Annotated in this window: 28 protein-coding genes; 20 read left to right on the top strand and 8 right to left on the bottom strand. The window is 72.6% G+C overall.

All coding sequences use genetic code 11. The features are described from left to right. Positions 1 to 53: 53 nt before the first annotated feature. Positions 54 to 857 (top strand): CPBP family intramembrane glutamic endopeptidase, encoded by an 804-nt coding sequence (locus ACIRF9_RS38060; RefSeq protein WP_403832001.1) that lies wholly within the window; start codon positions 54 to 56, stop codon positions 855 to 857. A gap of 31 nt (positions 858 to 888) precedes the next feature. Here ACIRF9_RS38060 and ACIRF9_RS38055 read toward each other — a convergent pair whose 3' ends face one another. Further along, positions 889 to 1,698, bottom strand: coding sequence for a PhzF family phenazine biosynthesis protein (locus tag ACIRF9_RS38055; protein ID WP_403831999.1), 810 nt, complete (start codon positions 1,696 to 1,698; stop codon positions 889 to 891). Between the two features lie 165 nt (positions 1,699 to 1,863). Between ACIRF9_RS38055 and ACIRF9_RS38050 the strand changes: the two genes are divergently transcribed. The 9 genes from ACIRF9_RS38050 to ACIRF9_RS38010 all read left to right on the top strand — a co-directional run bounded on the left by ACIRF9_RS38050 (position 1,864) and on the right by ACIRF9_RS38010 (position 11,240). Continuing rightward, positions 1,864 to 2,856, top strand: coding sequence for an NAD-dependent epimerase/dehydratase family protein (locus ACIRF9_RS38050; protein WP_403831997.1), 993 nt, complete (start codon positions 1,864 to 1,866; stop codon positions 2,854 to 2,856). A gap of 92 nt (positions 2,857 to 2,948) precedes the next feature. Beyond that, the gene (locus ACIRF9_RS38045) at positions 2,949 to 5,876 is read left to right on the top strand and encodes a LuxR C-terminal-related transcriptional regulator (protein WP_403831994.1); all 2,928 of its coding nucleotides are present in this window, start codon (positions 2,949 to 2,951) and stop codon (positions 5,874 to 5,876) included. A gap of 227 nt (positions 5,877 to 6,103) precedes the next feature. Continuing rightward, positions 6,104 to 7,708 (top strand): MFS transporter, encoded by a 1,605-nt coding sequence (locus ACIRF9_RS38040; protein ID WP_403831991.1) that lies wholly within the window; start codon positions 6,104 to 6,106, stop codon positions 7,706 to 7,708. A gap of 19 nt (positions 7,709 to 7,727) precedes the next feature. Then, positions 7,728 to 8,243: a hypothetical protein gene (locus tag ACIRF9_RS38035; RefSeq protein WP_403831989.1), complete on the top strand. Its 516-nt coding sequence runs from the start codon at positions 7,728 to 7,730 to the stop codon at positions 8,241 to 8,243. Between the two features lie 114 nt (positions 8,244 to 8,357). Next, entirely contained in the window at positions 8,358 to 8,555 is a 198-nt protein-coding gene (locus ACIRF9_RS38030; RefSeq protein ID WP_403831985.1) for a hypothetical protein, read from the top strand. An 18-nt stretch (positions 8,556 to 8,573) separates the two neighbouring features. Beyond that, positions 8,574 to 9,239 carry an HdeD family acid-resistance protein gene (locus ACIRF9_RS38025; RefSeq protein WP_403831982.1) on the top strand — a complete coding sequence of 222 codons (666 nt, stop codon included), beginning with the start codon at positions 8,574 to 8,576 and terminating at the stop codon, positions 9,237 to 9,239. 111 nt (positions 9,240 to 9,350) lie between these two features. Beyond that, on the top strand, positions 9,351 to 9,794 hold the full coding sequence (locus tag ACIRF9_RS38020; RefSeq protein ID WP_403831980.1) for an SHOCT domain-containing protein: 444 nt from the start codon (positions 9,351 to 9,353) through the stop codon (positions 9,792 to 9,794). A gap of 42 nt (positions 9,795 to 9,836) precedes the next feature. Then, positions 9,837 to 10,250 (top strand): hypothetical protein, encoded by a 414-nt coding sequence (locus ACIRF9_RS38015; RefSeq protein WP_403831977.1) that lies wholly within the window; start codon positions 9,837 to 9,839, stop codon positions 10,248 to 10,250. 150 nt (positions 10,251 to 10,400) lie between these two features. After that, positions 10,401 to 11,240: a class II glutamine amidotransferase gene (locus ACIRF9_RS38010; protein ID WP_403831975.1), complete on the top strand. Its 840-nt coding sequence runs from the start codon at positions 10,401 to 10,403 to the stop codon at positions 11,238 to 11,240. A gap of 47 nt (positions 11,241 to 11,287) precedes the next feature. On the opposite strand, the gene ACIRF9_RS38005 is transcribed toward ACIRF9_RS38010, so the two are convergent. Continuing rightward, a complete protein-coding gene (locus tag ACIRF9_RS38005) occupies positions 11,288 to 12,079 on the bottom strand; it encodes an SDR family NAD(P)-dependent oxidoreductase (protein WP_403831973.1) in 792 nt (263 codons plus the stop codon). Between the two features lie 113 nt (positions 12,080 to 12,192). On the opposite strand from ACIRF9_RS38005, the gene ACIRF9_RS38000 reads away from it, so the two are divergent. Next, positions 12,193 to 12,846: a PadR family transcriptional regulator gene (locus ACIRF9_RS38000; protein ID WP_403831971.1), complete on the top strand. Its 654-nt coding sequence runs from the start codon at positions 12,193 to 12,195 to the stop codon at positions 12,844 to 12,846. 71 nt (positions 12,847 to 12,917) lie between these two features. Here the strand turns inward: ACIRF9_RS38000 and ACIRF9_RS37995 are convergent, their stop codons facing one another. Further along, entirely contained in the window at positions 12,918 to 13,346 is a 429-nt protein-coding gene (locus ACIRF9_RS37995; RefSeq protein WP_403831969.1) for an SRPBCC family protein, read from the bottom strand. A 300-nt stretch (positions 13,347 to 13,646) separates the two neighbouring features. On the opposite strand from ACIRF9_RS37995, the gene ACIRF9_RS37990 reads away from it, so the two are divergent. Continuing rightward, the gene (locus ACIRF9_RS37990) at positions 13,647 to 14,264 is read left to right on the top strand and encodes a Clp protease N-terminal domain-containing protein (protein ID WP_403831967.1); all 618 of its coding nucleotides are present in this window, start codon (positions 13,647 to 13,649) and stop codon (positions 14,262 to 14,264) included. Between the two features lie 110 nt (positions 14,265 to 14,374). Continuing rightward, positions 14,375 to 15,379 carry an EamA family transporter gene (locus tag ACIRF9_RS37985; protein WP_403831964.1) on the top strand — a complete coding sequence of 335 codons (1,005 nt, stop codon included), beginning with the start codon at positions 14,375 to 14,377 and terminating at the stop codon, positions 15,377 to 15,379. A 206-nt stretch (positions 15,380 to 15,585) separates the two neighbouring features. Here ACIRF9_RS37985 and ACIRF9_RS37980 read toward each other — a convergent pair whose 3' ends face one another. Beyond that, positions 15,586 to 16,218: an FMN-binding negative transcriptional regulator gene (locus tag ACIRF9_RS37980; protein ID WP_403831962.1), complete on the bottom strand. Its 633-nt coding sequence runs from the start codon at positions 16,216 to 16,218 to the stop codon at positions 15,586 to 15,588. Further along, on the bottom strand, positions 16,218 to 16,901 hold the full coding sequence (locus ACIRF9_RS37975) for a pyridoxamine 5'-phosphate oxidase family protein (protein ID WP_403831960.1): 684 nt from the start codon (positions 16,899 to 16,901) through the stop codon (positions 16,218 to 16,220). Before ACIRF9_RS37975 ends, ACIRF9_RS37980 begins: the two co-directional genes overlap by 1 nt. Positions 16,902 to 16,937: 36 nt before the next feature. On the opposite strand from ACIRF9_RS37975, the gene ACIRF9_RS37970 reads away from it, so the two are divergent. After that, on the top strand, positions 16,938 to 18,269 hold the full coding sequence (locus tag ACIRF9_RS37970) for an aminotransferase class I/II-fold pyridoxal phosphate-dependent enzyme (RefSeq protein WP_403831957.1): 1,332 nt from the start codon (positions 16,938 to 16,940) through the stop codon (positions 18,267 to 18,269). 95 nt (positions 18,270 to 18,364) lie between these two features. Here the strand turns inward: ACIRF9_RS37970 and ACIRF9_RS37965 are convergent, their stop codons facing one another. After that, complete coding sequence (locus ACIRF9_RS37965) at positions 18,365 to 19,300, bottom strand: DMT family transporter (RefSeq protein ID WP_403831954.1); 936 nt, start codon at positions 19,298 to 19,300, stop codon at positions 18,365 to 18,367. Between the two features lie 75 nt (positions 19,301 to 19,375). Between ACIRF9_RS37965 and ACIRF9_RS37960 the strand changes: the two genes are divergently transcribed. Continuing rightward, positions 19,376 to 20,278: a LysR family transcriptional regulator gene (locus ACIRF9_RS37960; protein WP_403831952.1), complete on the top strand. Its 903-nt coding sequence runs from the start codon at positions 19,376 to 19,378 to the stop codon at positions 20,276 to 20,278. Position 20,279: 1 nt separating this feature from the next. Here the strand turns inward: ACIRF9_RS37960 and ACIRF9_RS37955 are convergent, their stop codons facing one another. Further along, positions 20,280 to 20,747, bottom strand: coding sequence for a pyridoxamine 5'-phosphate oxidase family protein (locus ACIRF9_RS37955; protein ID WP_403831949.1), 468 nt, complete (start codon positions 20,745 to 20,747; stop codon positions 20,280 to 20,282). A 107-nt stretch (positions 20,748 to 20,854) separates the two neighbouring features. Here ACIRF9_RS37955 and ACIRF9_RS37950 point away from each other — a divergent pair, with 107 nt between their 5' ends. Then, positions 20,855 to 21,502, top strand: a complete 648-nt coding sequence (locus ACIRF9_RS37950) for a cysteine hydrolase (protein WP_403831948.1) — start codon at positions 20,855 to 20,857, stop codon at positions 21,500 to 21,502. On the opposite strand, the gene ACIRF9_RS37945 is transcribed toward ACIRF9_RS37950, so the two are convergent. Beyond that, positions 21,489 to 22,001, bottom strand: a complete 513-nt coding sequence (locus tag ACIRF9_RS37945) for a Rieske (2Fe-2S) protein (protein ID WP_403831946.1) — start codon at positions 21,999 to 22,001, stop codon at positions 21,489 to 21,491. The genes ACIRF9_RS37950 and ACIRF9_RS37945 overlap by 14 nt on opposite strands. A gap of 189 nt (positions 22,002 to 22,190) precedes the next feature. Between ACIRF9_RS37945 and ACIRF9_RS37940 the strand changes: the two genes are divergently transcribed. The 4 genes from ACIRF9_RS37940 to ACIRF9_RS37925 all read left to right on the top strand — a co-directional run bounded on the left by ACIRF9_RS37940 (position 22,191) and on the right by ACIRF9_RS37925 (position 25,097). After that, a complete protein-coding gene (locus ACIRF9_RS37940; RefSeq protein ID WP_403831944.1) occupies positions 22,191 to 22,955 on the top strand; it encodes a HipA family kinase in 765 nt (254 codons plus the stop codon). Positions 22,956 to 22,972: 17 nt separating this feature from the next. Then, positions 22,973 to 23,401: a DUF3037 domain-containing protein gene (locus ACIRF9_RS37935; RefSeq protein WP_403832063.1), complete on the top strand. Its 429-nt coding sequence runs from the start codon at positions 22,973 to 22,975 to the stop codon at positions 23,399 to 23,401. Between the two features lie 168 nt (positions 23,402 to 23,569). Further along, complete coding sequence (gene fabG, locus ACIRF9_RS37930; protein ID WP_403831942.1) at positions 23,570 to 24,331, top strand: 3-oxoacyl-ACP reductase FabG; 762 nt, start codon at positions 23,570 to 23,572, stop codon at positions 24,329 to 24,331. Positions 24,332 to 24,341: 10 nt separating this feature from the next. Next, on the top strand, positions 24,342 to 25,097 hold the full coding sequence (locus ACIRF9_RS37925) for an SDR family oxidoreductase (RefSeq protein WP_403831940.1): 756 nt from the start codon (positions 24,342 to 24,344) through the stop codon (positions 25,095 to 25,097). Positions 25,098 to 25,102: the final 5 nt, after the last annotated feature.

The raw sequence follows: 25,102 nt of genomic DNA, 5'->3' as shown, positions 1-25,102 counted from the left end.
GCTCGCGCTGGGTTTATGGGGCAAGCTGTGTCGTCCCATGAACGGAAGCGGGTGTGCGGGTGGAGGCGGGGTCGGTGGCCGGTTCTCTTGTTGACGAGCGGCCCTCGCGGCGGATCCTTCGGGACGAGACGCTGCTCGTACTGGGGCTTTCGCTCGGTGCGAGCGGTGTGTCCGCTCTGATCAGTTTCGTTGGATCGGTCACCAAGCCGGGAGGGCTGAAGGACCAGGCGGCGACACTCAACGCCTCGGCGGCTCCGGGCCGCCCCTGGCTGGATCTCGCCTGGCAGCTGTTCGGGATCGCCTCCGCGCTCGTCCCGGTCGCGCTCGTCGCGCACCTCCTGGTGCGCGAGGGGCAGAGCGGGCTGCGGACGCTGGGGTTCGACCGCACCCGGCCCTGGTGGGACCTCGGCCGCGGCGCCGGGATCGCGGCCGTCATCGGCAGCACCGGCATCGCCTTCTACCTGCTGGCCCGTGGGCTCGGCTTCAACCTCACCGTCGTCCCCGAGGCGCTGCCGGACGTGTGGTGGAAGTACCCCGTGCTGATCATGTCCGCGCTGCAGAACGCGATCCTCGAAGAGGTCATCGTGGTCGGCTATCTGCTGCGCCGCCTCGGTCAGCTGGGCTGGACCCCGGGCACCGCGCTCGTGGCCAGTGCCGTACTGCGCGGCTCGTACCACCTCTACCAGGGCGTCGGTGGGTTCATCGGCAACATGGTGATGGGCGTCGTGTTCGTCTACCTGTACCGGCGCTGGGGGCGGGTGGGTCCGCTGGTGGCGGCGCACTCCCTGCTCGACATCGGGGCGTTCGTGGGATACGCGCTCCTGGCGGGCAAGGTGGGGTGGCTGCCCACGGCCTGAGCCACCCGGGTCCCCCCTCTCGCTCCTCTCGCTACGCGAGCAGTTCGCCGTCGATGACCGTCACCGCGCGGCCGGTCAGCAGGGTGCGCTCGCCGCGCAGTTCGGCCCGGACGCGGCCGGAGCGGGGCGAGGCCTGGAGCCCGGTGAGGGCCGTACGGCCGAGGTGCTCGGACCAGTACGGGGCCAGCGCGGTGTGGGCGCTGCCGGTGACCGGGTCCTCGTCGATGCCGACGTTCGGGAAGAAGCAGCGCGAGACGAAGTCGTATCCCAGGGCGGGGTTCTCGGCGCGGGCCGTGGCGATGATGCCGCGCCGGGAGTAGGTGCCGAGGGCCTTGTGGTCCGGGCGCAGGGCGTGGACGCTCTTCTCGTCGCGGAGCTCGACCAGCAGGTCGCCCACGTGCGGGCCGGTGTCGAAGGCGGCCACCGGCTCGGCGCCGAGGGCGTCGGCGACGCCGTCCGGCAGCCCGACCGCGGTGAGCGGAGCGGTCGGGAAGTCCAGGGTGATCGAGCCGTCCTCGGCCGGTGTCGCGACGAGGACGCCACTGCGGGTGGCGAACCGCACCGGGCCGCGGTGGGCGCCCGTGCTGTGCAGGACGTGGGCGGTCGCGAGAGTGGCGTGGCCGCACAGGTCGACCTCGGCGACGGGCGTGAACCAGCGCAGCGCCCAGTCCGCCTCGCCGCCCGCCGGGAGCGGGTGCGCGAAGGCCGTCTCGGCGTGGTTGACCTCCATGGCGATGTTCTGGAGCCGGTCGTCGTCCGGGAAGGCGTCGAGGAGGAGGACCCCGGCCGGGTTTCCGGCGAAGGGGCGGTCGGTGAAGGCATCGACGATTCGAATCCGCATGACGGTGACGGTAGGGGCTCGGCAAGGCCGTCGGCCAAGGCCAATCCATGAGTTCTGGCCCTGTTTCTCCGGGCCACCCGGGAGAGGCTCGCGTCAAGTGCCGTAGGGTTGCCGGTCGTTCACGGGGCGGGGAGGAAGCGCCGCCCGAAGGTGAGGGAGGGAAAGGTGCCGCGAGGCGACGGTGCTGTGGTGCTGACGGGGGCGACCGGGTTCATCGGGTCGCACACGCTCCGGGCGCTGCTGGACCCGGGGGAGCGGAGCGACGGCCGTCCGGCTGTCGCGGTGCGGGCGCTGGTGCGGAGCCTTCCCGAGGGCCACAGCTCCGTCGAGGGTGCCGGTTCCGTCGAGTGGGTGCGTGGTGACCTCACCGACCCGGACGCGGTGCGCGGACTGTGCGAGGGCGCGCGTGCCGTCGTCCATCTGGCCTCGTACATCGGCGGGGACGAGCGGCTGTGCGAGGCGGTCAACGTCGAGGGCACCCGTCTGCTGATGGAGGAGGCCGCGCGGGCCGGGGCCGGCCGGGTGGTGCACCTGTCGACCGCCGCCGTTTACGGCAGCCGACCGCACCGGGGGATCGCGGTCGACGGGATCCCCGCCGAGCCCGGCTCCGCCGTCAGCAGGACCCGGCTGGCGGGGGAGGCCCACGCGCGCCGGGCGGGGGCCGTCGTCCTGCGGCCCGGGATCGTGCTCGGCGCCGGTGACCGGTGGGTCGTACCCGCACTGCGCGAGCTGGTGGAACGGGTGCCGGCCGCATGGGACGGCGGGCGCGCGCTGCTGACCGTGGTGGACGTGGGTGACCTCGGCCGGCTGATCGCCGCCGTCGCGGTGGGGGCGCGAGCGGTGCCGCCCGGCGTTTACCACGCGGGGCACCCGGAGCCCGTGCGCATCGGTGATCTGCTGGCCGAACTGGCCACGCACGGTGTGCTGCCGCCCCGGCCGGACGCCGACTGGCCGCTGCCGGTCTGTCTGGAGCGGCTGCGGGAGACACCGGGGCGGGCCTCGGAACGCCAGTTCACCCTGGCGGCCGAGGACCACTGGTATCTCGCCGACGAGCTCTGGAAGCTGACCGGCCGGCCCCCGGGCCCCGGCCCGCTGAGCCGCCTCGCGGACTCGGCCGCTTGGTACCGGGCGCTGCTGCGGCCGTCGGGGAGCACCTGACCTGGTACTTCCTCCCGCTGCGCGGGTGCGCCGATCCTGGGATGCTGAAGGAGGCGAGCGCTACCCACGATCGACTGCCGGGCGGTGAGCGCATGGCTGGGCTCGAGGAAGACGGTGCGGAGCCGACGGCTCCGGACGCCGACCCCCAGGGAGACCCGTATCTGCGCACGCGGTTCGCGATACCGGTGCGTCCGGTGACGTTCCTGCGCCGGGAGCGGCTGGTCAGGCATCTCGACCAGGCCCTGCGCACACCGCTGACCATGGTGAACGGCTCCGCCGGCGCGGGGAAGACCCTGCTGGTCGCCGACTGGGCGGCCGAGCGGGTGCCGTCCGTCGCCTGGTTCACCACCGAGGCCGCCGACCAGGGCCCCGGCATGTTCTGGGCCTATCTGCTCCAGGCGCTGCGGGACTCCGGGGTGCCGCCGCCCGCCGGGGTCGGCAGCCCGGCGGACGCGAGCCGGGTCACCCGCACCCTGCTGGCACGGCTCGCCGCCGATCTCAGCGTGCGGGAGCGGCCCGTCACCGTGGTCCTCGACGAGTACGACCAGGTCCACGACCCGGACATCGCGCAGCAGCTGGAGTTCGTGCTCCACCACGCCGGAGGCGGCCTTCGCCTGATCCTCGTCACCCGCACGGAACCGCTGCTGCCGTTGCACCGCTACCGGGCCGCGGGCGAGCTGACGGAGATCCGGGGCGCGGAGCTGGCCTTCACCCCGGAGGAGACGGCCGAGCTGCTCGCGCTGCACGGGCTGCGCCTTCCCCTGCCCGCGGCGGGCGCGCTCGTGGAACGTACCCGGGGCTGGGCCGCCGGCCTGCGGCTGTGCGCCCTGGCCGCGCAGGAGAGCCCGGATCCGGAGACGTATCTGAAGGAGTTCGAGGCCGACCGCAGTACCGTCGCCGACTTCCTGCTGGCGGAGGTGCTCAAGCAGCAGAGCCCGGAGGTCCAGGATCTCCTGCTGCGGGTCAGCGTCCTCGAACGGCTCTGTCCCGAGCTGGCCAACGCGCTGACGGAGCGTGCCGACTCCGAGCCCATCCTGGCGGGGCTGCACCGGGAGAACGCGTTCGTCGAGGACCTCGGACACGCCTGGTACCGCCTGCACCCGCTGTTCGGCGAGATCCTGCGGGCGCATCTGCGGGTGCGGGCGCCCGGTCTGGAGCCCGAGCTCCACCGGCGGGCCGCCCGCTGGTTCGGGCGGTCCGGATTCCTCCCGGAGACGCTCGGGCACGGTGCCGCCGCCGACGACTGGGAGTTCACCGCGAGTGCCCTGGTCGACGACCTCGCCATCGGCCAGCTCTTCACCGGCCTGCACTCCGACGACCTCACCGAACTGTTCTCCCGGATGGGCCCCGAGCCCAGAAGCCCCGCGACGGACCTCGTCCGGGCGGCCCGCGAGCTGTCCCGCTGCGACCTCGAACACGGCCTGGCCCATCTGCGGCGCGCGGAGCGGGGGCTGGCGGAGGCGGAGGCGGAAGCCACAGCCGGGGCACCTGCCCCTGATCAGCCGGAGGCGGCAGCCGGGACAGGAGCGGCTGCCGGGACAGAGGCGGCTGCCGGGACAGGGGCGGCTGCCGGGACAGGGGCGGCTGCCGGGACAGGGGCGGCTGCCGGGACAGGGGCGGCAGCCGGGACAGGAGCGGCTGCCGGGACAGGAGCGGCTGCCGGGACAGGGGCGGCTGCCGGGACAGGGGCGGCTGCCAGGACAAAGGCGGCCGCCGGCCCGCCTGTCCCGGACCTGGCGGCCGCCCGGCTCAGTTGTGCCCTGCTGGAGGCCTCGGCGGCACGGCTGACCGGTTCGCCCGCGCGGGCGGAGGCGGCCGTCGTGGAGGCCGAGGAGGTGCGGGGGCAGGTGCCCGCCCAGCTGCTGGACAAGCACCCCGAACTCACCGCCCTGCTGCTGACCCACGTGGGCTCGACCCGGCTGTGGGCCGGGCGGTTCGAGGAGGCGCGGGACGCCCTCGGACTGGCCGCCGAGTGCCCCGGCGGAGCCGCGACGGCGCTGCTGCGCGAGGACGCCCTCGGCCGGCTGGCCCTGATCGACTGGCTGAACGGCCGGCCCGGCCGTGCGGAGCGCAAGGCCCGGGCGGCGATGGCCGAGACCGAGAGGTTCGGGCTGCCCCGGTCGGCCGGCTCCGGCATCGGGCTGCTCGTCCTGGCCGCCGTGGCCGTCGACCGCGACGAGTCCGCCGAGGCACAGGCCCTCCTCCACGCGGCGGCCGAGTCGCACCCCGCGTTGCGGGACCCGGTGAGGGAGACCGGCCGTTCCCTCGCCACCGCACGGCTGCACCTGGCCCGCGGTGACACCCGTGCCGCGCTCGAGGCGATCGAGCCGGCCGTCGCCGCCGACGTGGTCTCGCCCTGGGCGGCGGGGCAGCGGGCGCTCGTCGCGTCCGCCGCGCACCTTGCCGAAGGGCGGCCCGAGGTCGCGGTCCGGCTGCTGCGGGACGTGCCCGACGACCAGGTGGCCTGCGTCGTGGAGGCGGCGCGGGCCCGGCTGGCGGCGGGGGCGCCCGGTGCGGCGGTCGAGCTGCTCGACCGGGCGCGTCCCGAGGACCGCGGCGGCCCCGCGGTGACCGTCCGGGCCGCACTCGTGCGGGCCCGGGCCGCCGAGGAGACCGGTGACCCCGCCGCCGCGCGCCGACTGGTCGCCCGGGCCCTGCGCGAGGCGCGGCGCGAGCGGCTGCGCCGGCCCTTCCTGGAAGCCGGACCATGGCTCCGGCCCCTCCTGAGCACGGGCCCCCTCCAGGAACTGGCCGCCGGCTGGCTCACCCGCGATCTCACCCCCGGTCCAACCGCGCCCCGGACACCCGAGCCGCCTCCGGTGGTCGTGGAGGAGCTCAGCGGACGCGAACGCGACGTGCTGCAACGGCTGGCGCTGATGATGTCCACCGAGGAGATCGCCGCCGATCTGTACGTGTCGGTGAACACGGTCAAGACCCACCTCAAGAGCGCCTATCGGAAGCTCGGGGTCAACCGACGCCACGACGCGGTGCGCCGCGCCCGGGAGCTCGGGCTCCTCTGACGGCGCGGACCGCCCGGGACGGGACAGCGCCGGGTTCGCCCCTGACGGGTGAGGCGCGGGACCGGCTCCTCGGATGGGATCGGGGTGGCGGCCGGTCCCCCGGCCGCTGCCCGCCGACTCCGCCGGTGGCCCGGCAGCCGCCCGACCGGTTCCGCCGGTGCTCGTGGCACCCGCCCGGCCGACTCCGCCGGGGTCCCGGGCCGTCCCGACACGGCGAGGTGGATGACGTGGCACGCTGGCGGGCTCTGATCGTGCTGGGTACCGCCCAGTTCCTGATGGTTCTCGACACGTCCGTCATGAACGTGTCCATCAGCCAACTGGTCGAGGACTTCGACACCGAGGTGACCACCATCCAGGCCGTCATCACGCTGTACGCGCTGGTCATGGCCGCCTTCATGATCCTGGGAGGCCGGCTCGGCGACATCTTCGGACGGCGCCGGCTGTTCCTCCTCGGGCTCGTCGTCTACGGCACCGGCTCGGCCATCACCGCCGTCGCGCCCACGGTGTGGGTGCTCGCCGTGGGCTGGTCGGTGATCGAGGGCCTCGGTGCCGCGATGGTCCTGCCGGCCATGGCCGCCCTCGTCGCCGAGACCTACCGGGGACGGGACCGGGCCGTCGCCTACGGCGTCATCGGCGGCCTCGCCGGTGCGGGCATCGCGGTCGGACCGCTGCTGGGCGGCTGGGTGACGACGTACCTCACCTGGCGGCTGGTCTTCGCGGGTGAGGTCGTGGTCGTCCTCGCGATCCTCGCCTTCCGCCGGGTGATCACGGAGGCCCCGCACACCGGGCCGCGGCCCCACCTGGACGGGGTCGGCGCCGCGCTGTCGGCGGCCGGTCTGGGGCTGGGCGTGCTCGGCGTGCTGCAGAGCGGCACCTGGGGCTGGGTGGAGCCGCGCAACCCGCCCTTCACCATCCTGGGCTTCGCGCCGACGCTGTTCGTGATCGGCCTCGGAGCCGCCGTGCTGGCGCTCTTCGTGCGCTGGGAGCGGCACCGGGAGGAACGGCACACCGATCCCCTGGTGCACCTGGCGCTGCTCCGCAACCTCGCCCTGCGCTCCGGCCTGATGTGCCTGCTGAGCCAGAACCTCATCCTGCTGGGGCTGTTCTTCGCCATCCCGCTCTACTTGCAGGTCGTCCAGGGCTTCGACGCCTTCGAGACGGGCCTGCGCCTGCTGCCCGTGTCCGTCACCATGCTCGTGACGTCCATGCTCGCGGCACGGCTGGGGCGGGTCATGGGAGCGCGCCGGGTGGTACGGCTGGCCCTGCTGACCCTGATCGCCGCCATCGTGTGGCTGCTGGCCACCATCGACCCGGAGATCGACGACGCGCAGTTCGCCTGCGCCATGGCCCTGCTCGGCATCGGGATGGGCCTGCTCGCCTCGCAGCTCGGCAATGTCGTCCAGTCCAGCGTGGGCGAGGAGGAGCGCAGCGAGGTCGGCGGACTGCAGTTCACCGCCCAGAACCTGGGGTCCGCGCTGGGCACCGCGCTCATCGGTTCGCTGCTCGTCGGCGCCCTCGCCCAGGCCTTCACGACCCAGGTCGAGGACAATCCGACGCTGTCGGAGGAGACCAAGCAGGAGACGAGTGTCGCCCTCGAAGCGGGGATCAGCTTCGTCCCCACCGATGAGGTGCGGGCGGCGGCCGAGCGCGCCGGGCTGCCGCCGGCGGAGGTCGACTCGCTCACGGACTCCTACGCGTCCGCGCAGCTCGACGGTCTGAAGGCGGCGATCCTCGCCGCCGGAGGGATCACCCTGGCCAGTCTCCTGGTCACGTCGCATCTGCCGACCCGGCCGACCGCGCGTCCGGAGCCCTCGCGCGCCCGCGCCGCCTGACCCGTGAAGGAGCCCGGCCATGCCCGACACCACGCACCTCACGGACCGGGAGAGCACCGCCGAGCGGTCCCATGCCGACTACACCGGTGGCGTCTACGGCTCCATGCTCGCCGTCTCGGTGGTCGTCGGCGCCGGCTCGCTCGGCTCGTACCCCCGCGCGGAACTGATTCTGCTGCTGTTGCTCACGGGTGTGGTGTTCTGGATCGCGCATGTGCACGCGCAGCTGTTCGGGGAACGGCTGGCCCAGCGGCGGTGGGGCCCCGCGGTCGTGCTGGAGGTGTGCCGTGAGGAGTGGCCGATCGTCAGCGCGGCCGTCCCGCCCGCCCTCGCGGTGGCCGTCAGCCCTCTGTTCGGCCTCGATCTGCAGGGCACGCTGTGGTTCGCGCTCGCGGTCGCCGTCGCGGGCCAGGTGGGCTGGTCGGCGGCCGCGGCCCGGCGTGCCGGGGCCGCCTGGCATCTGGTGGCCCTCACCGCCTCGGTGAACCTGCTGCTCGGCCTGCTGATCATCGCGTTCAAACTGGTCGTCACCCATTGACCCGGAGGTATCGCCGCAGCTCAGCCGTGCGGCCGGGCGGCGTATCACCTGTACCGGGTGAGGCTCCGCGGCGGGTCGCGACGGACCATCGCAGGGAGACCACAAGGAAGGCCCATGCGCTACGAGATCCGTGTCGACGGACAGCTGTCGGAGACGTTGGTCAAGGTCTTTCCCGAGCTGGACCACGTGGTGATGTCCGGCCAGACCGTCCTGTTCGGGCACGTCGTCGACGAGGCGCATCTGTACGGCCTGCTGGCGCGCTGCCAGTCGCTGGGGCTGCGGGTCCTGGAGATGCGGCAGATGCCGGACTGACCCCCGCTGGGAGGAGCCATGACCGAGTCGCGTGGACCGGAGCCGCAGGCCGGACCCGAGCGGATGCCCGCCGCCGATCCCTTCGGGTCGGCGGCCACGGACCCCGCCGACGTACTGTCCGCCCTCGGGCGCTCCTGGACCTGGCTCCTGGGGTCGGCCGTCGCCACGCTCGTCCCGGGCATCCTGATCCTGGTCTGGCCGGACGAGACCCTGCACGTCTTGGCGGTCCTCATCGGCCTGTACCTGCTGGTGACCGGGATGTTCCGGTTCGTCGCCGCCTTCGCCCGGGAGGACCACGGCGAACGGCTGCCCGGGCTCCTGCTGTCCGTGCTGTACGTCCTGGCCGGCGTGCTCTGTCTGCGGAACCCGCTGCAGACCATCGCCGCGCTCTCGCTGATCGTCGGGGTCGTGTGGCTGGTCTCCGGCATCCTCACCCTCTACACGGCCCTCGCCGCCCGGGACCTGCCCCACCGCGGCTTCGTCCTGGGCGCCGCCCTGCTCGGCATCGTCGCGGGCGTCGTGGTGCTGGCCCTGCCCACCGAGTCGGCCCGGGCCCTGACCCGGCTGCTCGGTCTGTGGCTGGTCCTGCTCGGCCTGGTCGAGGTGGCGCTCGCCCTCGCCTGGCGGGCGGCACTGCGCCGGGCCGGCATCACGCGTGGGCACGGACCCGAGGGGACCGGCTGAGCGGGCCGCGCGGGCTCACCCGCCCGGGGTGAGGCGCCCGCCGCTTGCCGTGCGCACGCTGAAAACGGCAGGGAACGGCCGACGGGCCCAGGCCCGGAACGGAGGACCGACATGACCGGGGACACCTACCTCGCGTACGACTATCCGCTGCTCAGCGCCTTCTGGACCATGCTGATCTTCTTCCTGTGGATCATGTGGTTCGTGCTGCTGTTCCGGGTCATCGTGGACATCTTCCGCGACGACGACCTCAGCGGCTGGGCCAAGGCCGGCTGGCTGGTGTTCTGCATCTGTCTGCCCTTCCTGGGCGTGTTCGTCTACGTCGTGGCGCGGGGCAAGAACATGGGCCGCCGGGAGATCGCGCAGGCGCAGGCCCAGCAGAAGCAGTTCGACGACTACATCCGCGAGACCGCCAAGGGCTCGGGTGGCACGACCAGCAGCGTGGACGAACTCGCCAGGCTGTCCGAGATCAAGGCCCGCGGGGACATCACGGACGAGGAGTTCAACCGGGCCAAGGAGCTGGTGCTGAGCGGGCACGGTTCCGCGCAGCACCGCTGAGCCCGCCGCACCACACCGATGACACCGAATCGAGGCAGGGGCATGACGACCAACCCGACTCGCGCGCACGAGACCAGGCGGCAATGGGCCGAGGGACTGACGGCGTTCGCCGCGGTCATCCTCATGATCGCCGGGGTGCTGGACATCTTCCGCGGGATCATGGGGATTGCCGAGGACGACATCTTCGTCGCCACGCGCAACTACGTCTTCGAGTTCGACCTCACCGGCTGGGGCTGGGTCCATCTCATCCTCGGCGCGGTCGCGGTGATCGTCAGCCTGGGGCTGTTCCAGACGGCGACCTGGGCGCGAGTCGGCGGCGTGGCCATCGCCGGGCTCATCATCATCGCCAACTTCCTCTCCCTGCCGTACTACCCGGTCTGGTCGGTCGTGATGATCGCCTTCTCCGCGTTCGTCATCTGGGCCCTGTGCGTCGTACGGCCGGACAAGTACACGTGATCCGTCGTGCCGCCCGACCGGCGCCGCTCGCCCGACCCGAGTGTCGGGGGAGCGGTGGCCGGCCGGGCGCGCGGGCCGGGAACGCAGGCGAGGACCGGGCGGGACGGCCGTACCGGAAGACAGTCCGTGTGATCAGGAAGGCTGAGGACCATGTGCCGATGGCTGGCCTACTCGGGAACGCCCGTACTCCTTGACACGATCCTCTACAGACCGGAGCACTCACTGATCGACCAGAGTCTGCACTCCCGGATGGGCGTGGAGACCACCAACGGCGACGGCTTCGGCATCGGCTGGTACGCGCCCGACATGGACGGCGACACCCCGGCCGTCTTCCGGGACATCGGCCCGGCGTGGAGCAACCGCAATCTGCGGGAGATCGCCCGCCATGTCAGCTCCCCGCTGTTCTTCGCCCACATCCGGGCCACGACCGGCACGGCGGTGCAGCAGACCAACTGCCACCCCTTCCGGCGCGGCCGCTGGATGTGGATGCACAACGGGGCGATCGCCGACTTCCACCGCCTGCGGCGCGACCTCGCCCTGGCCGTCGACCCGGAGCTCTTCCTCGAGATGGAGGGCTCGACGGACTCCGAGATGATGTTCTACCTGGCGCTCACCTTCGGCCTGGAGCAGGATCCGCCGGCCGCCGTCGAACGGATGGCGGGCTTCGTGGAGCGGACCGGTCACGAGCACGGCGTGGAGTTCCCGCTGCAGATGACGGTCGCGGTCGCCGACGGGGAGCGCCTGTGGGGCTTCCGCTACTCCAGCCAGGCACAGTCCCGCTCGCTCTTCTACTCCACCGCGGTGGAGACCCTGCGTCAGCTCCACCCCGACATCGCCTTTCTGCGCGGTGTCGGCGACGAGACACGGCTCGTGGTCTCCGAACCGCTGGGCGATCTCCCGGGCGCCTGGAACGAGGTGCCCGAGAGCAGCTACGGCATCGTCGAGCCGGGCGGCGACTCGCTGCGGCGCTTCACCCCGCAGGCGGCGTAGCCGTCCCGTTCGCCGGGGCACGCGTTCGGTGTCGCCGGGCAGGCGGTTCAGTGGACGGAGAACCCGCCGTCGACGAAGAGCGCCTGCCCGGTGACATAGCCGGAGGCGCGGGAGGCCAGGAACACCGCCGCTCCGGCGAAGTCCTCGGCCAGGCCGTTGCGGCCGACCATCGTGCGGGCGGCGAGGGCCGCCACCCTCTCGGGATCGGACGACAGGCGCGCGTTGAGCGGCGTCATCACGAAGCCGGGCACGAGCGTGTTGCAGGTGACGCCGTGCGGCGACCACGCCTCGGCCTGGGACCGGGCCAGTGACTCCAGCGCCCCCTTGGAGACACCGTAGGCGCCGCTCTGGACGAAGGCCCGGTGCGCCTGCTGGGACGTGATGTGGATGATCCGCCCGTAGCCCCGCTCGGCCATGCGGGGGCCGAAGCGCAGGCCCAGCAGGTAGGGCGCCTCCAGGTTCACGGCCATCGTGGCGTCCCAGACGTCCTCGCCCAGCTCGCTCATCGGCGGCCGCACGTTGATGCCGGCGCAGTTGACGAGGATGTCGGGCTCGCCGAACACGCCGGCCGCCCCCTCCGCCGCCGTACGCACCCCGTCGCGGGTGCTCAGATCGGCGCTCACCCAGGCCGCCCGGCAGCCCTCCTTGATCAACTCGTCGACGGTTGCGACCAGTTCCGACTCACGGCGGGCCACGATCACCACGCTCGCCCCGGCCCGCGCGAGCGACCCGGCGATGGCCCGGCCGATGCCGGAACTGCCGCCCGTCACCAGGGCGACCAGGCCGTCCAGCGAGAACAGTTCGGAGAGGTACGAGTCGGAGCCGCGCTGCGATGTCATGTCCGCACCCTATGCGGCAGGGCCTTTGGGGCGGGGTCTTGCCAAGCGAACTGTTCCGATATATCGTTGACGCATCGCGACAGATCAACGATGGAATGAAGGAGTGGTTTGCGATGCGTACCCACGGATTCGAGCGTGGACATGGACAGGGCGGCCCCCGGCGCGGCCGCGGCGGTTTCGGCGGTCCGGACGGACGGCGTGCGGCCTTCGGGCCCTTCGGCCCGGGTGGTCCGGGGTTCGGCCCCGGCGGTCCCGGCTTCGGACCGGGCGGCCCGGGCTTCGGTCCCGGCCCCTGGGGCGGACGAGGGCGCGGCGGCCCCAGGGGGAGGGCGCGGCGCGGTGACGTACGGGCCTCGATCCTGGCCCTGCTCAAGGACCGTCCGATGCACGGCTACGAGATGATCCAGGAGATCGCCGAGCGCAGCGGCGGGGCGTGGAAGCCCAGCCCGGGTTCGGTGTACCCGACCCTCCAGCTCCTGGAGGACGAGGGCCTGATCAGCAGTGAGAGCGAAGGCGGCAAGAAGCTGTTCTCGCTCACCGACGAGGGCCGCACGGCGGCCGAGGAAGGGCCGGACGCCCCCTGGGAGGAGGCCTCGCGCGGGGTCGACTGGGAGGCGCTCAGCGAGATCCGTCAGGCCGGCTTCGGTCTGATGGAGGCCTTCGGGCAGGTCTGGAAGACCGGCAGCAAGGAGCAGCGCGAGAAGGCGCTCGCGGTCATCAACGAGGCCCGCAAGAAGCTGTACCTGATCCTCGCCGACGAGGACTGAGTCCTACGACGGTCAGGGCGCCCCGCGGAGACATCCGCGGGGCGCCCTCGTGTGTCGGGGCCGTCCCGGGGTCAGGCCACCAGGCCGCCCAGCTTGCGCAGCGACTCGTTCAGCGCGGCCGTTCCCGAGTCCTTCAGCTTGCCCGCCATCAGCGACACGGCGGCGCCGGTGAACTCGCCGTCGATGCGGACCGTGGTGGCGTCGCCGTCGGGGGTGAGGGTGTAGCGGGTGGCGACCGACACCGCCATCGGGCCCTTGCCGCGGATGACCAGCACCCGTGCCGGTTCCAGCTCCGCGACCGTCCACTCGACCTCGGCCGGGAAGCCCATCAGCTTCATGTTCTCCTGGAAGGTCGCGCCCACTTCGAGGTTCTCGGGCCCGCCCTGGGGGAAGTTGGTGTGGGTCGCGTTCCACTCCCCGTACGCCGGCCAGTCGGTGAGCTGGGCCCACACCTTCTCGGCCGGTGCCTGGATGCGTGCCTCCGCGCTGACTTCGGCCATGCGACCACCTCTTCGTGTCGGGCAACTCGGGCTGCGGTGTCGCGGAACGTAACCCCAGGGCCTCGAACATTCAATACTGATGAACCGTCAGGGAGTGTGGAGGAATTCCCTCACGGCACCGGGTCGGCCCGTGCGCCGGTCGACGGGTACGTGGCAAGGCGGCGCGCCCCCTGCGGGTCGGGGCGGCCTGATCTCCTCCGTAAGGAGGAGATTTCGTCTGCCGGTGTCCGCTCTGCGTGGGACGCGAAAATGCTTCCCTCCGGCGATGACCCGGTGGGCCGGGGCTGATGGGGTGGGGATGTGCAACCCCGTATTCCCCGGCAGTCGACGCGTGACCAGGCGACGCACGGGACGGACGACGACCCCAGGCTCGACGCCGAGTCCGCGGCGGCGCTCGCCGCTGCCCGCCGACGGGCGGTGCGTGACGGGGACCGGCAGATCGACACCGCCCACCTCCTGCACTCGCTGCTGGAACACGACCCCCGGGTCCGCGCCGCCTTCGACGGCGGACCCCAGCTCGCCCGGCTGCTCGGTTACCTCGTGCAGCGCAGCATCGGCTACGGCCTGCGCTGGCAGAGCGGCGTCGAGGACTCCGGCGCGCTGCCCGTGGTGACGGACGTGCCCGGAGCCCTGCCCGCCGCCGCGGCCGCGGAGGACACCCGTGCCCTTCCTGTCGCGACAGCCGTGGTGGGCTTCTCGCCCGTGGCCGCCGCCGCGCTGGAGCAGGCCTGCGCGAGTGCCGCCCGGCGCGAGGGCACCCCGGCCCGGGGAGTGGACCTGCTGGCGGCGATCGTCGCGGACCCGGAGGCCCGGGCCGTCGAGGTCCTCACGCACGCCGGCGTCGACGTGTACGAGCTGCGCGCGCGGATCGAGGACGGCCTGGAGGAGTACGCCGGGGGCGGCGAGGCCGCCTACTGAACCGGCCCGCTTCCCTGCTCCCTCCGACCGCCTTCCGGAACAGGCCTTCCCGTCCGCCCTCCGAGACAGGTGTCAACGGGGGTGACGGTCATGTCGTCGCCTGTCATCATGTGCCGGTGCGTACGTCTGTGAGCAGTCAGGGCAACCGCGGAAAGGGCATCGGGCTCGGTCTGGCGGTCGGGTCGGCGATCGCCTTCGGCGGATCGGGAGTCGCGGCCAAGCCGCTGATCGAGGCGGGGCTCGACCCGCTGCACGTGGTGTGGCTGAGGGTGACCGGCGCCGCCCTGGTGATGCTGCCGCTCGCCGTCCGCCATCGCGCGCTGCTGCGCAGCCGTCCCGCGCTGCTCGCCGGGTTCGGTCTGCTCGGCGTGGCCGGGGTGCAGGCCTTCTACTTCGCCTCGATCTCCCGCATGCCCGTCGCCGTCGCGCTGCTCCTGGAGTACCTCGCGCCCGCCCTGGTGCTCGGCTGGGTGCGGTTCGTGCAGGGGCGGCCGGTGACCCGCGGCGCCGCGCTCGGTGTGGTCCTCGCGGTGGGAGGCCTCGCCTGTGTCGTCGAGGTGTGGTCGGGGCTCCGCTTCGACGCCCTCGGTCTGCTGCTCGCGCTGGCCGCCGCCTGCTGCCAGGTCGGCTACTTCGTCCTGTCCGACCAGGGCAGCGACTCCGGCGACGACGTCCCCGACCCGCTCGGCGTGATCGCCTACGGCCTGCTCGTCGGCGCCCTGGTGCTGACCGTCGTCGCCCGTCCCTGGGGCCTGGACTGGTCCGTGCTCGGGCACACCGCCGACATGAACGGCACCGACGTGCCGGCCTGGCTGCTGCTCACGTGGATCGTGCTGATCGCCACGGTCGTCGCCTACGTCACCGGCGTGGTCTCGGTGCGCCGACTGTCCCCGCAGGTCGCGGGGGTGGTGGCCTGTCTGGAGGCGGTCATCGCGACCGTCCTCGCGTGGATCCTGCTCGGCGAGCACCTGTCGCCGCCGCAGATCGCGGGCGGTGCCGTGGTGCTCCTCGGCGCCTTCATCGCACAGTCGTCCACCCCTGCCAAGGGCTCCCCGGAGCCGGTGGCCGGCGGCACCCCGGAAAGGGAGCTGCCGACGCCCTCGACCGTCGCCTAGCGCGACGATCTCCGGTGCGCGACCGGCCGGTCCGCCGGAGTGTCGGCCAGTTCGACGAACCTCCGGGCTACGGCTCAGTCCGGCGGGCGCGACCGGGATCACCGATGCAGAGTGGTCCGTCGTCACCACTGCTCGCCGTGGCTGTCGCAGCCGGTCGGCCGGTCGGCCTGACGGCTCCGGGGCAGACGGCGTGGCGCCCTCGGAGGTCAGACGGTGCGGCGTCGTAGGAGGTGCTCTCGGGCCGCCGTGTCGCCCGGGCCGCCACGGGTCGCCAGGGCGGCCCCGATGCGGTCCTGGATTTCGGGTGCGCGATGGCCTGCGTACTTGAACTTCGCCCGTACGTCCTTCACTTCGAGGTGGATGCCCCGGATGCCGGAGAGCAGGCGGCCGTACGGTGCCTGGCCCACCGTTGCCCGGGCCGAGCCGCCCTCCGGCTGGAAGTGGTTCAGCTGGCGGTTGAGGAGGTCGGCCTTGGCGGCCGGGTCGTCCACGACACGGGCCGTGCAGCGGAGCTGGACCGCCGCGTAGAAGCTGGTCGGCGTGCCGTGCTCGGCCGGGCCGTCCGGGGGCGCCTGCCAGGGGCCGGGGACGAACACGTAGTCGTCGACCACGCTCAGCACGACCTCCGGGTTCGCCTCCAGAGCGGGCCAGAGCGGATTGGCGCGGGCCAGATGGGTGAGCGCCTCGCCGCGGGCGGCGTCGTAGGCGAAGTGCAGGGGCTGGACGAACGGCGGCTCGCCCGCGAGGCCGTTGACGGCCAGCTGGCCGAAGTCGTGCGCGGCCAGCCAGCTCTGCCACTCGGTGTCGTCGCGGGGCGCGTCCCAGGGGTGGACGAGCATCACAGCACCGCCAGGTAGTCCGGCAGTTCGGTGCCGGGGACGAGGTCGGCCTCGGGGAGCGGGGTGCCGTAGCCCTTGCGCAGGGGGACCACGCCGGCCCAGTGGGGGAGGGCCAGGTCCTCGGGCTCCTCGTTCACACCGCCGGTGCGGGTCTTGGCGGAGACCTCGTTCAGGTCGAGACGGATCACCGCGGTCGCCGCCAGTTCCTTCTTGTTGGCCGGGCGGGAGTCGGCGGCGCGGCCGGGGACGACATGGTCGACCAGGGCGTCGAGGGCGGCGCGCTTCTCCTCCGGGTCGGTGACGTCGTACGCGAGGCCGTGCACCACGACCGAGCGGTAGTTGATCGAGTGGTGGAAGGCCGAGCGGGCCAGGACCAGACCGTCCACGTGCGTCACCGTCAGGCACACCGGCAGTCCCGGGTCGGTCTGGCCCGCCATCCGCAGCGGGCGCGAGCCCGTGGAGCCGTGCACATAGAGGGTCTCGCCGACCCGGCCGTACAGCGTCGGCAGCACGACCGGCGCGCCGTCGCGGACGAAGCCGAGGTGGCAGACGTATCCCTCGTCGAGTATCGCGTGCACCAGTTCCTTGTCGTAGGAGGCCTTGTGCGCGGCACGCGTGGGGACCGTGCGGTCGGTCGCGGGGTACGCGGCGGGCTGCGGTGTCGGCTGGTGGGTCCCCTGCATTGGTGTTCTCCATTGCACTAGTGCATAATCTGCTTTGTGCTAGGAGAGTATCCGATCAAAGGTCGGCGCGCAGCAGACATTTCCGCGAGCATCGAGCGCGCGGTGGGCGAGGGTGCGCTGGAACCGGGCCAACTACTGCCACCGATGCGGGAGTTGGCGGTCGCGCTCGGTGTGAACCCGAACACCGTCGCGGCCGCGTACCGCACCCTGCGCGAGCGCGGGGTGATCGAGACGCACGGGCGCCGGGGCAGCCGGGTGCGGCCCAAGCCGGCCACCACCGGCCGCGAGAAGGTGCGCGTCGACGTCCCGGCCGGGGTCCGCGACCTGGCGGACGGCAACCCCGACCCGGCCCTGCTGCCCCCGCTCGCGGGCGCCTTCGCGGCGGCCGCCGAGCGGGCCGACCGGGAACCGGTCCTGTACGGCGCCGACCCGGTCGACCCCGAGCTGGCCCGGCTCGCCCGCGCCGCGCTCGACGCCGACGGCGTACCCGCCGGACCCCTCACCGTGGCGTCCGGCTCCCTGGACGCCGTCGAGCGGGTGCTGGTGGCGCACCTCAAACCCGGTGACGGGGTGGCCGTCGAGGACCCCGGCTGGGGGCGGACCCTCGACCTCGTCCCCGCGCTCGGGCTGCGCACGGTCCCGGTGGGCATGGGCGACGAGGGGCCGCTCCCCGGTGATCTGCGCGCCGCGCTGGAGGCGGGGGCCCGCGCCGTGCTCGTCACCGACCGGGCACAGAACCCCACGGGCGCGTCCATGAGCGCCTCCCGGGCGGAGGAACTGCGGGCCGTCCTCGCCGACCACCCCGGCACCCTGCTGATCGAGGACGACCACGGCCACGGCATCGTCGACCTGCCCCTGCACCCCCTCGCGGGCGTCACCCGCCACTGGGCCTTCGTCCGCTCGGTGGCCAAGGCGTACGGGCCCGATCTGCGGCTCGCCGTCCTGACGGGCGACGAGGTGACGGTCGACCGGGTGCGGGGGCGGCAGCGGCTGGGGCCCGGGTGGGTGAGTCTGCTGGTGCAGCGGGCCGTGGCGCGGTTGTGGGCGGACGGCGCGGTGGACGGCCACGGGGTGGCCACTTCCTACCGGCGGCGGCGCGACGCGTTGATGGCCGCGCTGGCCGAGCGGGGGGTTGCCTCTCATGGCCGGAGCGGGATGAACGTGTGGGTTCCCGTGCCGGACGAGACGGGGGTGGTGGCGCGGTTGCTGCACGCCGGGTGGGCGGTGGCGCCGGGGGCGCGGTTCCGTCTCGGTTCCGCGCCGGCGATCCGCATCACGGTGTCGACGCTGACGAAGGAGGAGATCGGCCCGCTGGCGGATGCGGTGGCCTCGGCAGTGGGGCCGTCACCGGCGCGGAGTTACGTATAGACGCAGGGTGAGTGGTCCCACCTCAAGGGGCGCGGGGAACCGCGCGACCGGCCACGACGGACCCGCACCCGTGAGTGCACCGCACCCCCTACGGTCTACGACCTGCCCCTCGCTTGAGTCAGCGCCGCCCCCGCCAGCACGATCACCGCCCCCACCGGTGTCGACCAGGTCAGCGACTCGCCCAGCAGCGCGACCCCCGCCCCCGTGGCGATCACCGGGATGAAGTACGTGACCATCTGCGCGGTCGTCGGGCCGACCTCGCTGACCAGGCCGTACTGGATCAGCAGGGCCAGACCGGTGCCGAGGGCGCCCAGCGCGGCGATGGCCAGCAGCGGCAGCAGCGGGAAGTGGGTCGGCACGCTAGTGAACAGCGGGGTGACCACGGCCAGCTGGAGGCTGGCGACGAACAGCTGGGCGCCCGTCATCGACAGCGCCGATCCTCCCGTTCCCGCCAGCGTGCGGCGGACGTAGATCCAGCCGATCGGGTAGCTCAGCGAGGCCAGCAGCGCCATGGCGGTGCCCCGGGCGTCCAGGCCGTGGAAGCCCTGCCAGGCGCCCAGGACCGTCAGGACGCCGAGGAAGCCCAGGCCCAGGCCCGCGACCCGGACCCGGGTCGGCCGGTCCTCGGACAGGGCGATCAGGGAGAGGGCCATGCCCCACAGGGGCGAGGTCGCGTTGCAGATGCCGGCCAGCGTGGACGGGATCGTCAGCTCGGCGTAGGCGAAGAGGGAGAACGGCAGGGCGTTGAGCAGGAACGCGGCGACCGTCAGATGCGCCCAGGTGCGCGCCCCGCGCGGCAGTCGCTCCCGCTTCACCACCATCGCGGCCGCCAGCACCGCCGTACCGAACACCAGCCGGCCCAGGGTGACCTGGAAGGGGGCGTAGCCGTGGGTCCCCACCTTGATGAGCAGGAAGCTGAAGCCCCAGATCAGCGAGAGCGCGCCGAAGCGCAGGCGCCAGTCGAGGGTGCGGCGGGGGCGGGTGGTGGTGGACGCGGAGGTGGGCATGGCGGTGTCGGTGACGGTGGTCATGACCGTAACGATGCTGGATCCTGACCACGTAGCACAATCGAGAATTCGCACCCGGTATCTCGTAGAATTGCTTACATGTTGAACCTGGAGCGCCTGCGCACCCTCGACGCCCTCGCCCGGCACGGCTCGGTCAGCGCCGCCGCGACGGGGCTGCACATCACGACCTCGGCCGTCTCGCAGCAGTTGGCCAAGCTGGAGCGGGAGGTCGGGCAGCGGCTCCTCGCCAAGCACGGGCGAGGGGTGCGGCTGACGGACGCCGGGCGGCTGCTCGCCGACCACGCGTCCCGGATCCTGTCCCAGGTCGAGCTGGCGCAGTCCGACCTGGAGGCCCAACGCGGGCAGGTGGCGGGGGAGTTGCGGCTCTCCGCGTTCCCGACCGCCGCGCGCGGGCTGTTCCCCGTCGCGCTCGCCGAACTGCGCAAGGCGCACCCCGGGCTGCGGCTGCGCTCCTGCGAGCTGGAGCCGGAGAACGGCGTGGCGGGGGTCGTCCGCGGCGATCTGGATCTCGCGGTCGTCCTGGACTGGTACAACAAGCCGATGCCGGTGCCGGACGGGCTGGTCAAGGCGCCTATCCTGGACGATCCCGCCGATGTCGCCATGCCGGCCGGGCATCCGCTCGCGGGCCGGGACGAGGTGGATCTCGGGGAGTTCGCCGAGGATGAGTGGATCACCTGGGGCGAGGGCGAGTTCTGCCACGAGTGGCTGATGTTCACGCTGCGTTCGCGGGGCGTCGAACCGATCGTCGGACACCGGGCGGCCGAGACCCACACCCAACTGGGCCTGGTCGCCGCCGGGTTGGGAGTCTGCATCGCACCGCTGCTGGGCCGCCACCCGGTGCCCGAGGGGGTCGTCATGGTTCCGCTCAAGCAGCGGGTGCGCCGGCATGTCTACGTGGTCTGGCGGGCGGACGCGGACCGCCGTCCGTCGATCCGGGCGGCGGTCGAGGCGCTCAAGTCGGCCGGGGCCGCTGTCGGTTGACCTACTGGTCTCCCAGCTTGCGGAAGTCCCAGGTCACGACCTTCTCCGGCTTCAGCCGCACCCACGCGTGCCGCCCGTCGTGCGGCATCGCGTCCAAGCCGAAGTTCTTGCGCGCGAACAGCGTCTCCACGGCGTCGAGTTCGGCGCACAGCTCCCCGGTGCGCGGGGCCTCGCCCACGAACTCCACGGTGCCGGACAGCTCGACACCCCGCAGCGACTCGTACTCCTCGCCCGTGTCGACCACGATCGCCACCCGCGGATCGCGGCACAGCTGTGTCCAGCGCTTGCTGCGCACGACCGAGTACAGCCACAGCGCGCTGCCGTCCCACAGGAACCACAGGGCGCTCACATGCGGGGCGCCGTCGGCGGACACGGTGGCCACCCGGCAGGTGCGCTGGGTGGTGAGGAACGCGTCCAGCTCACCCGACGTCATCATGATCTTCCGGCCCCGGCGCTGAGTGACGGTCATCCGGCCCCCTCTTCTTCTCTTGTCGCTGTTTCGCGTGTACTGCTTGTCCCGTACCACTTTTCTGACGCTTCGTCAGAAAAGCAAGGTTGCCGACACCAGGGGGAGCCGTGCCGTCGCCCGAAGAGCTCAGCGAACTCCTCGACCCCGCGTCCACCGTCCTGATCACGGTGGAGTGCCAGCGGGGCGTCGTCGGACCCGGTGCCGCGCTGCCCCGACTGGCCGCGGAGGCACGGGAGTCGGGAGCTCTCGGCAATGTCGCCCGACTGGTCGCCGCCGCCCACGCGGCCGGCGTCCAGGTCCTCCACGCCGTCGCCGAGCGCCGCCCCGACGGCCGGGGCGCCAACCGCAACGCACGCCTCTTCCGCGCCGCCGAGCGCCTGCCAGTCCAGCAGCTCACCGGCACCGACGCCACCCGCCTCGCGCCCCCGGTCGAGGCCGCCGAGCAGGACCTCGTCGTACGACGGCTGCACGGGCTGTCGCCGATCCAGGGCACCGACGTCGACGCCCTGCTGCGCAACCTGGGCTGCCGCACCCTGGTGATCACCGGCGTCTCGGCCAACGTCGCGATCCCGAACACCGTCTTCGACGCCGTCAACCGGGGCTACACGGCCGTCGTGCCGTCGGACGCCATCGCGGGGGTGCCTGCCGACTACACCCCCGCGATGATCCGCCACACCCTCGCATTGGTCGCCACGGTCGCGACCACGGACGAGGTGCTGGCCTGCTTCCGGCAGCCGGACGTCAGGCCAGGGTGATCGAGTCGCCGCTGACGGTGATCTTCACCTCGGGCAGCGCCTGCGTCGCCGGACCGCTCTTCACACTGCCGTCCTCGATCGAGAAGTTGCTGTTGTGACAGGGGCAGTTGATGACCCCCTCGGCGATGCTCTTCACCGCGCAGCCCTGGTGGGTGCACACGGCCGAGAAGGCCTTGTACGTGCCCGCCGTCGGCTGGACGACGACCACCTTCTCGGAGTCGAAGATCTTTCCGCCGCCCTCGGGGATGTCGGCGGTCGTGGTCAGCGCCGACCCGGCCGCGCTGTCCCCGCCGCCCGTGCCGCCGGTGCTCGCCGACTCGCTGGCGCCCGTCGAACCGGTGGACCCGGTCGTCCCGCCGGACGACGCCGACGAGCTCGAGGAGTCGTCGTCGGACCCTCCGCACGCGGTCAGCGCGACGGAAAGCCCCGCAGCTCCGGCGGCCGCCATGACGGTACGGCGGGCGGGTCCCGACGAGGACTGGAACGATGCGCTGGTCATGCTGGGGTTTCCCTTCGAGGGGGTGCATGGATCTGTCGAGAGGTACGGTCGGCGCGGGCGCCTTGTTCAGCGCCCGCGCCAAGTCCGGACAGTGTCGAGATATTGACCGGTTCGAGATCAGACCCGCGTAAGCCAGAGCTGTCGCGAAGCTGTCGGCCGCGGCCCCCGAGCCCCCAGTAACCTGGGGCGATGCTCAAGGAAGTCACCGCCACCCGCTACCTCACACCCTTGCGTGAGGGCGGCTCGCTGCCGGGGCTCGTCGAGGCCGACGACTTCGGGATCTACGTCATCAAGTTCACCGGCGCCGGACAGGGCCGCAAGACGCTCGTCGCGGAGGTCGTCTGCGGCGAACTCGCCCGCCGGCTCGGCTTCCGGATGCCCCGGCTGGTGACCGTGGACCTCGACCCGGTGCTGGGGCTCGGCGAACCCGACCCGCAGGTGCAGGAGTTGCTCCGGTCCAGCGGCGGCACCAACCTCGGCATGGACTTCCTCTCCGGAGCCCTCGGCTTCGACCCGCTCGCCTTCCCGGTGAGCCCCGAGGAGGCGGGCCGGATCGTCTGGTTCGACGCGCTCGTGAACAACGTCGACCGGTCCTGGCGCAATCCCAACCTGCTGCGCCACCAGGGCGACCTGTGGCTCATCGACCACGGCGCCACCATGATCTGGCAGCACAACTGGCCCACCGCCGAGACCTCCGCGGCCCGCCCCTACGACGCCTCCGACCACGCCCTCGCGACCTTCGCCCCGGACGTCGCCGGCGCGGCGGAGCGGCTCGCCCCGCTGGTCACCGCCGACCTGCTCGACGAGGTCACCGCGGAGATCCCCGACGTCTGGCTCGCGGACGAGCCGGGTTTCGAGACCCCGGACGACCTCAGGCGGGCCTATGCGCGGCCCCTGCTGGCCCGGGCGGCCGTCATCGCCGAGCGCATCACCGGCATCGAGGAGGGCAAGTGAGCGAGCACCACATCCACATGGCCGGGCATGTGACCGAGCGCCACATCACCCGGACGGGCCAGGGCGGCGGCCGGGACGTGTTCGAGTACGCCCTGCTGCGGGTCGTCCCCCGTGTCGAGCGCGGCGAGTGCATCAACGCCGGGGTGCTGGTCTACTGCCGCGCCCAGGCCTACGTCGGCGCCCGCACCCATCTCGACGAGGCGCGACTGCTCGCCCTGGACCCCGGTGCGGACGTGACCGGGATCAGGGCGGCGCTGTCGGCCGTCGAAGGGGTGTGCGGCGGCGGTGCCGGGGCCGGTCAGGCCGCGGGCGACGACGCCGGACGCCGGTTCCGCTGGCTGGTCGCGCCGCGCTCCACGGTGGTGCAGCCGGGGCCGGTGCACACCGGGCTCACCACCGATCCGGCGGCCGAGACCGGACGGTTGCTGGAGCTCCTGGTGAGGTAATGGATCACACCGGCGCCGTGTGGCGTTGACACCCGGTGCCAGGGCTTCTAGCGTCACGTCTGCCGAAGGTACTAAGCGGTCGCTCACCACTCGTGAACGGCCGGTGCTCACCGGGGCGCAGTCCAGGCCTCATCACTCGGGCTTTCTCAAGGGCGAGGAGAAACAGCAATGTCCACCACTGAGCAGCGGGTCGCCGTAGTCACGGGCGCGGCGCGCGGCATCGGAGCCGCCACCGCCGTACGGCTGGCCGCCGAGGGCCGCGCGGTCGCCGTGATCGACCTCGACGAGGCCGCCTGCAAGGACACCGTGGAGAAGATCACCGCGGCCGGCGGCAAGGCCATCGCGGTCGGCGCCGACGTCTCCGACGAGGCCCAGGTCGAGGCCGCGATCGCCCGGGTCGTCGCGGAGCTCGGCGCCCCGACGATCCTCGTCAACAACGCGGGCGTGCTCCGCGACAACCTGCTGTTCAAGATGAGCGCGTCCGACTGGGACACGGTCCTCAACGTGCACCTGCGCGGCTCGTTCCTGATGACCAAGGCCGTCCAGAAGCACATGGTCGACGCCGGCTTCGGCCGTGTCGTCAACCTGTCCTCCTCCTCGGCACTTGGCAACCGCGGCCAGGCCAACTACTCCGCCGCCAAGGCCGGTCTGCAGGGCTTCACCAAGACCCTCGCCATCGAGCTCGGCAAGTTCGGCATCACCGCCAACGCCGTCGCCCCCGGCTTCATCGCCACCGACATGACCGCCGCGACCGCCGCCCGGGTCGGCATGGGCTTCGAGGAGTTCAAGGCCGCGGCCGCCACCCAGATCCCCGTGGCGCGCGTCGGCGAGCCCGACGACATCGCCAACGCGATCGCCTTCTTCACCAACGAGGCCGCCGGCTTCGTCTCCGGCCAGGTGCTGTACGTGGCCGGCGGACCGCTCGACTAGGGGCCAGGACATGACAGTGGAACTCTCCGGCAAGGTCGCGCTCGTCACGGGCGCCAGCCGAGGCATCGGCTACGGCGTCGCCGAGGCCCTCGTCGCCCGCGGCGACCGGGTGTGCATCACCGGCCGCAACGAGGACGCGCTGAAGGAGGCCGTCGAGCAGCTCGGCGCCGACCGGGTCATCGGCGTGGCCGGCAAGGCGCACGACCTCGGGCACCAGGCGGCCGCCGTCGACGCCACGATGGAGGCCTTCGGCCGCGTCGACTACCTGGTCAACAACGCGGGCACCAACCCGGTGTTCGGGCCGATCGCCGACCTCGACCTCGACGTGGCGCGCAAGGTCTTCGAGACCAACGTGGTCTCCGCCCTCGGCTTCGCCCAGAGGACCTGGCACGCCTGGCAGAAGGACAACGGCGGCGCGATCGTCAACATCGCCTCCGTCGCGGGCCTGTCGGCCTCGCCCTTCATCGGCGCGTACGGCATCAGCAAGGCCGCGATGATCAACCTGACCCAGCAGCTGGCGCACGAGTTCGCCCCTCGCGTGCGGGTCAACGCGATCGCCCCGGCCGTCGTGAAGACCAAGTTCGCCCAGGCCCTGTACGAGGGCCGGGAGGCGGAGGCGGCCGCCGCCTACCCGCTGGGCCGGCTCGGCGTGCCCTCCGACATCGGCGGCACCGCCGCGTTCCTCACCTCGGAGCAGTCGGACTGGATCACCGGCCAGACGCTTGTCGTCGACGGCGGCATCTTCCTCAACGCCGGTGTGGGCTGAGTCTC

The sequence above is a fragment of the Streptomyces sp. NPDC096132 genome, from assembly GCF_044763345.1.
Lineage (GTDB): Bacteria > Actinomycetota > Actinomycetes > Streptomycetales > Streptomycetaceae > Streptomyces.
This window is presented reverse-complemented; position numbering and strand designations above follow the sequence as displayed.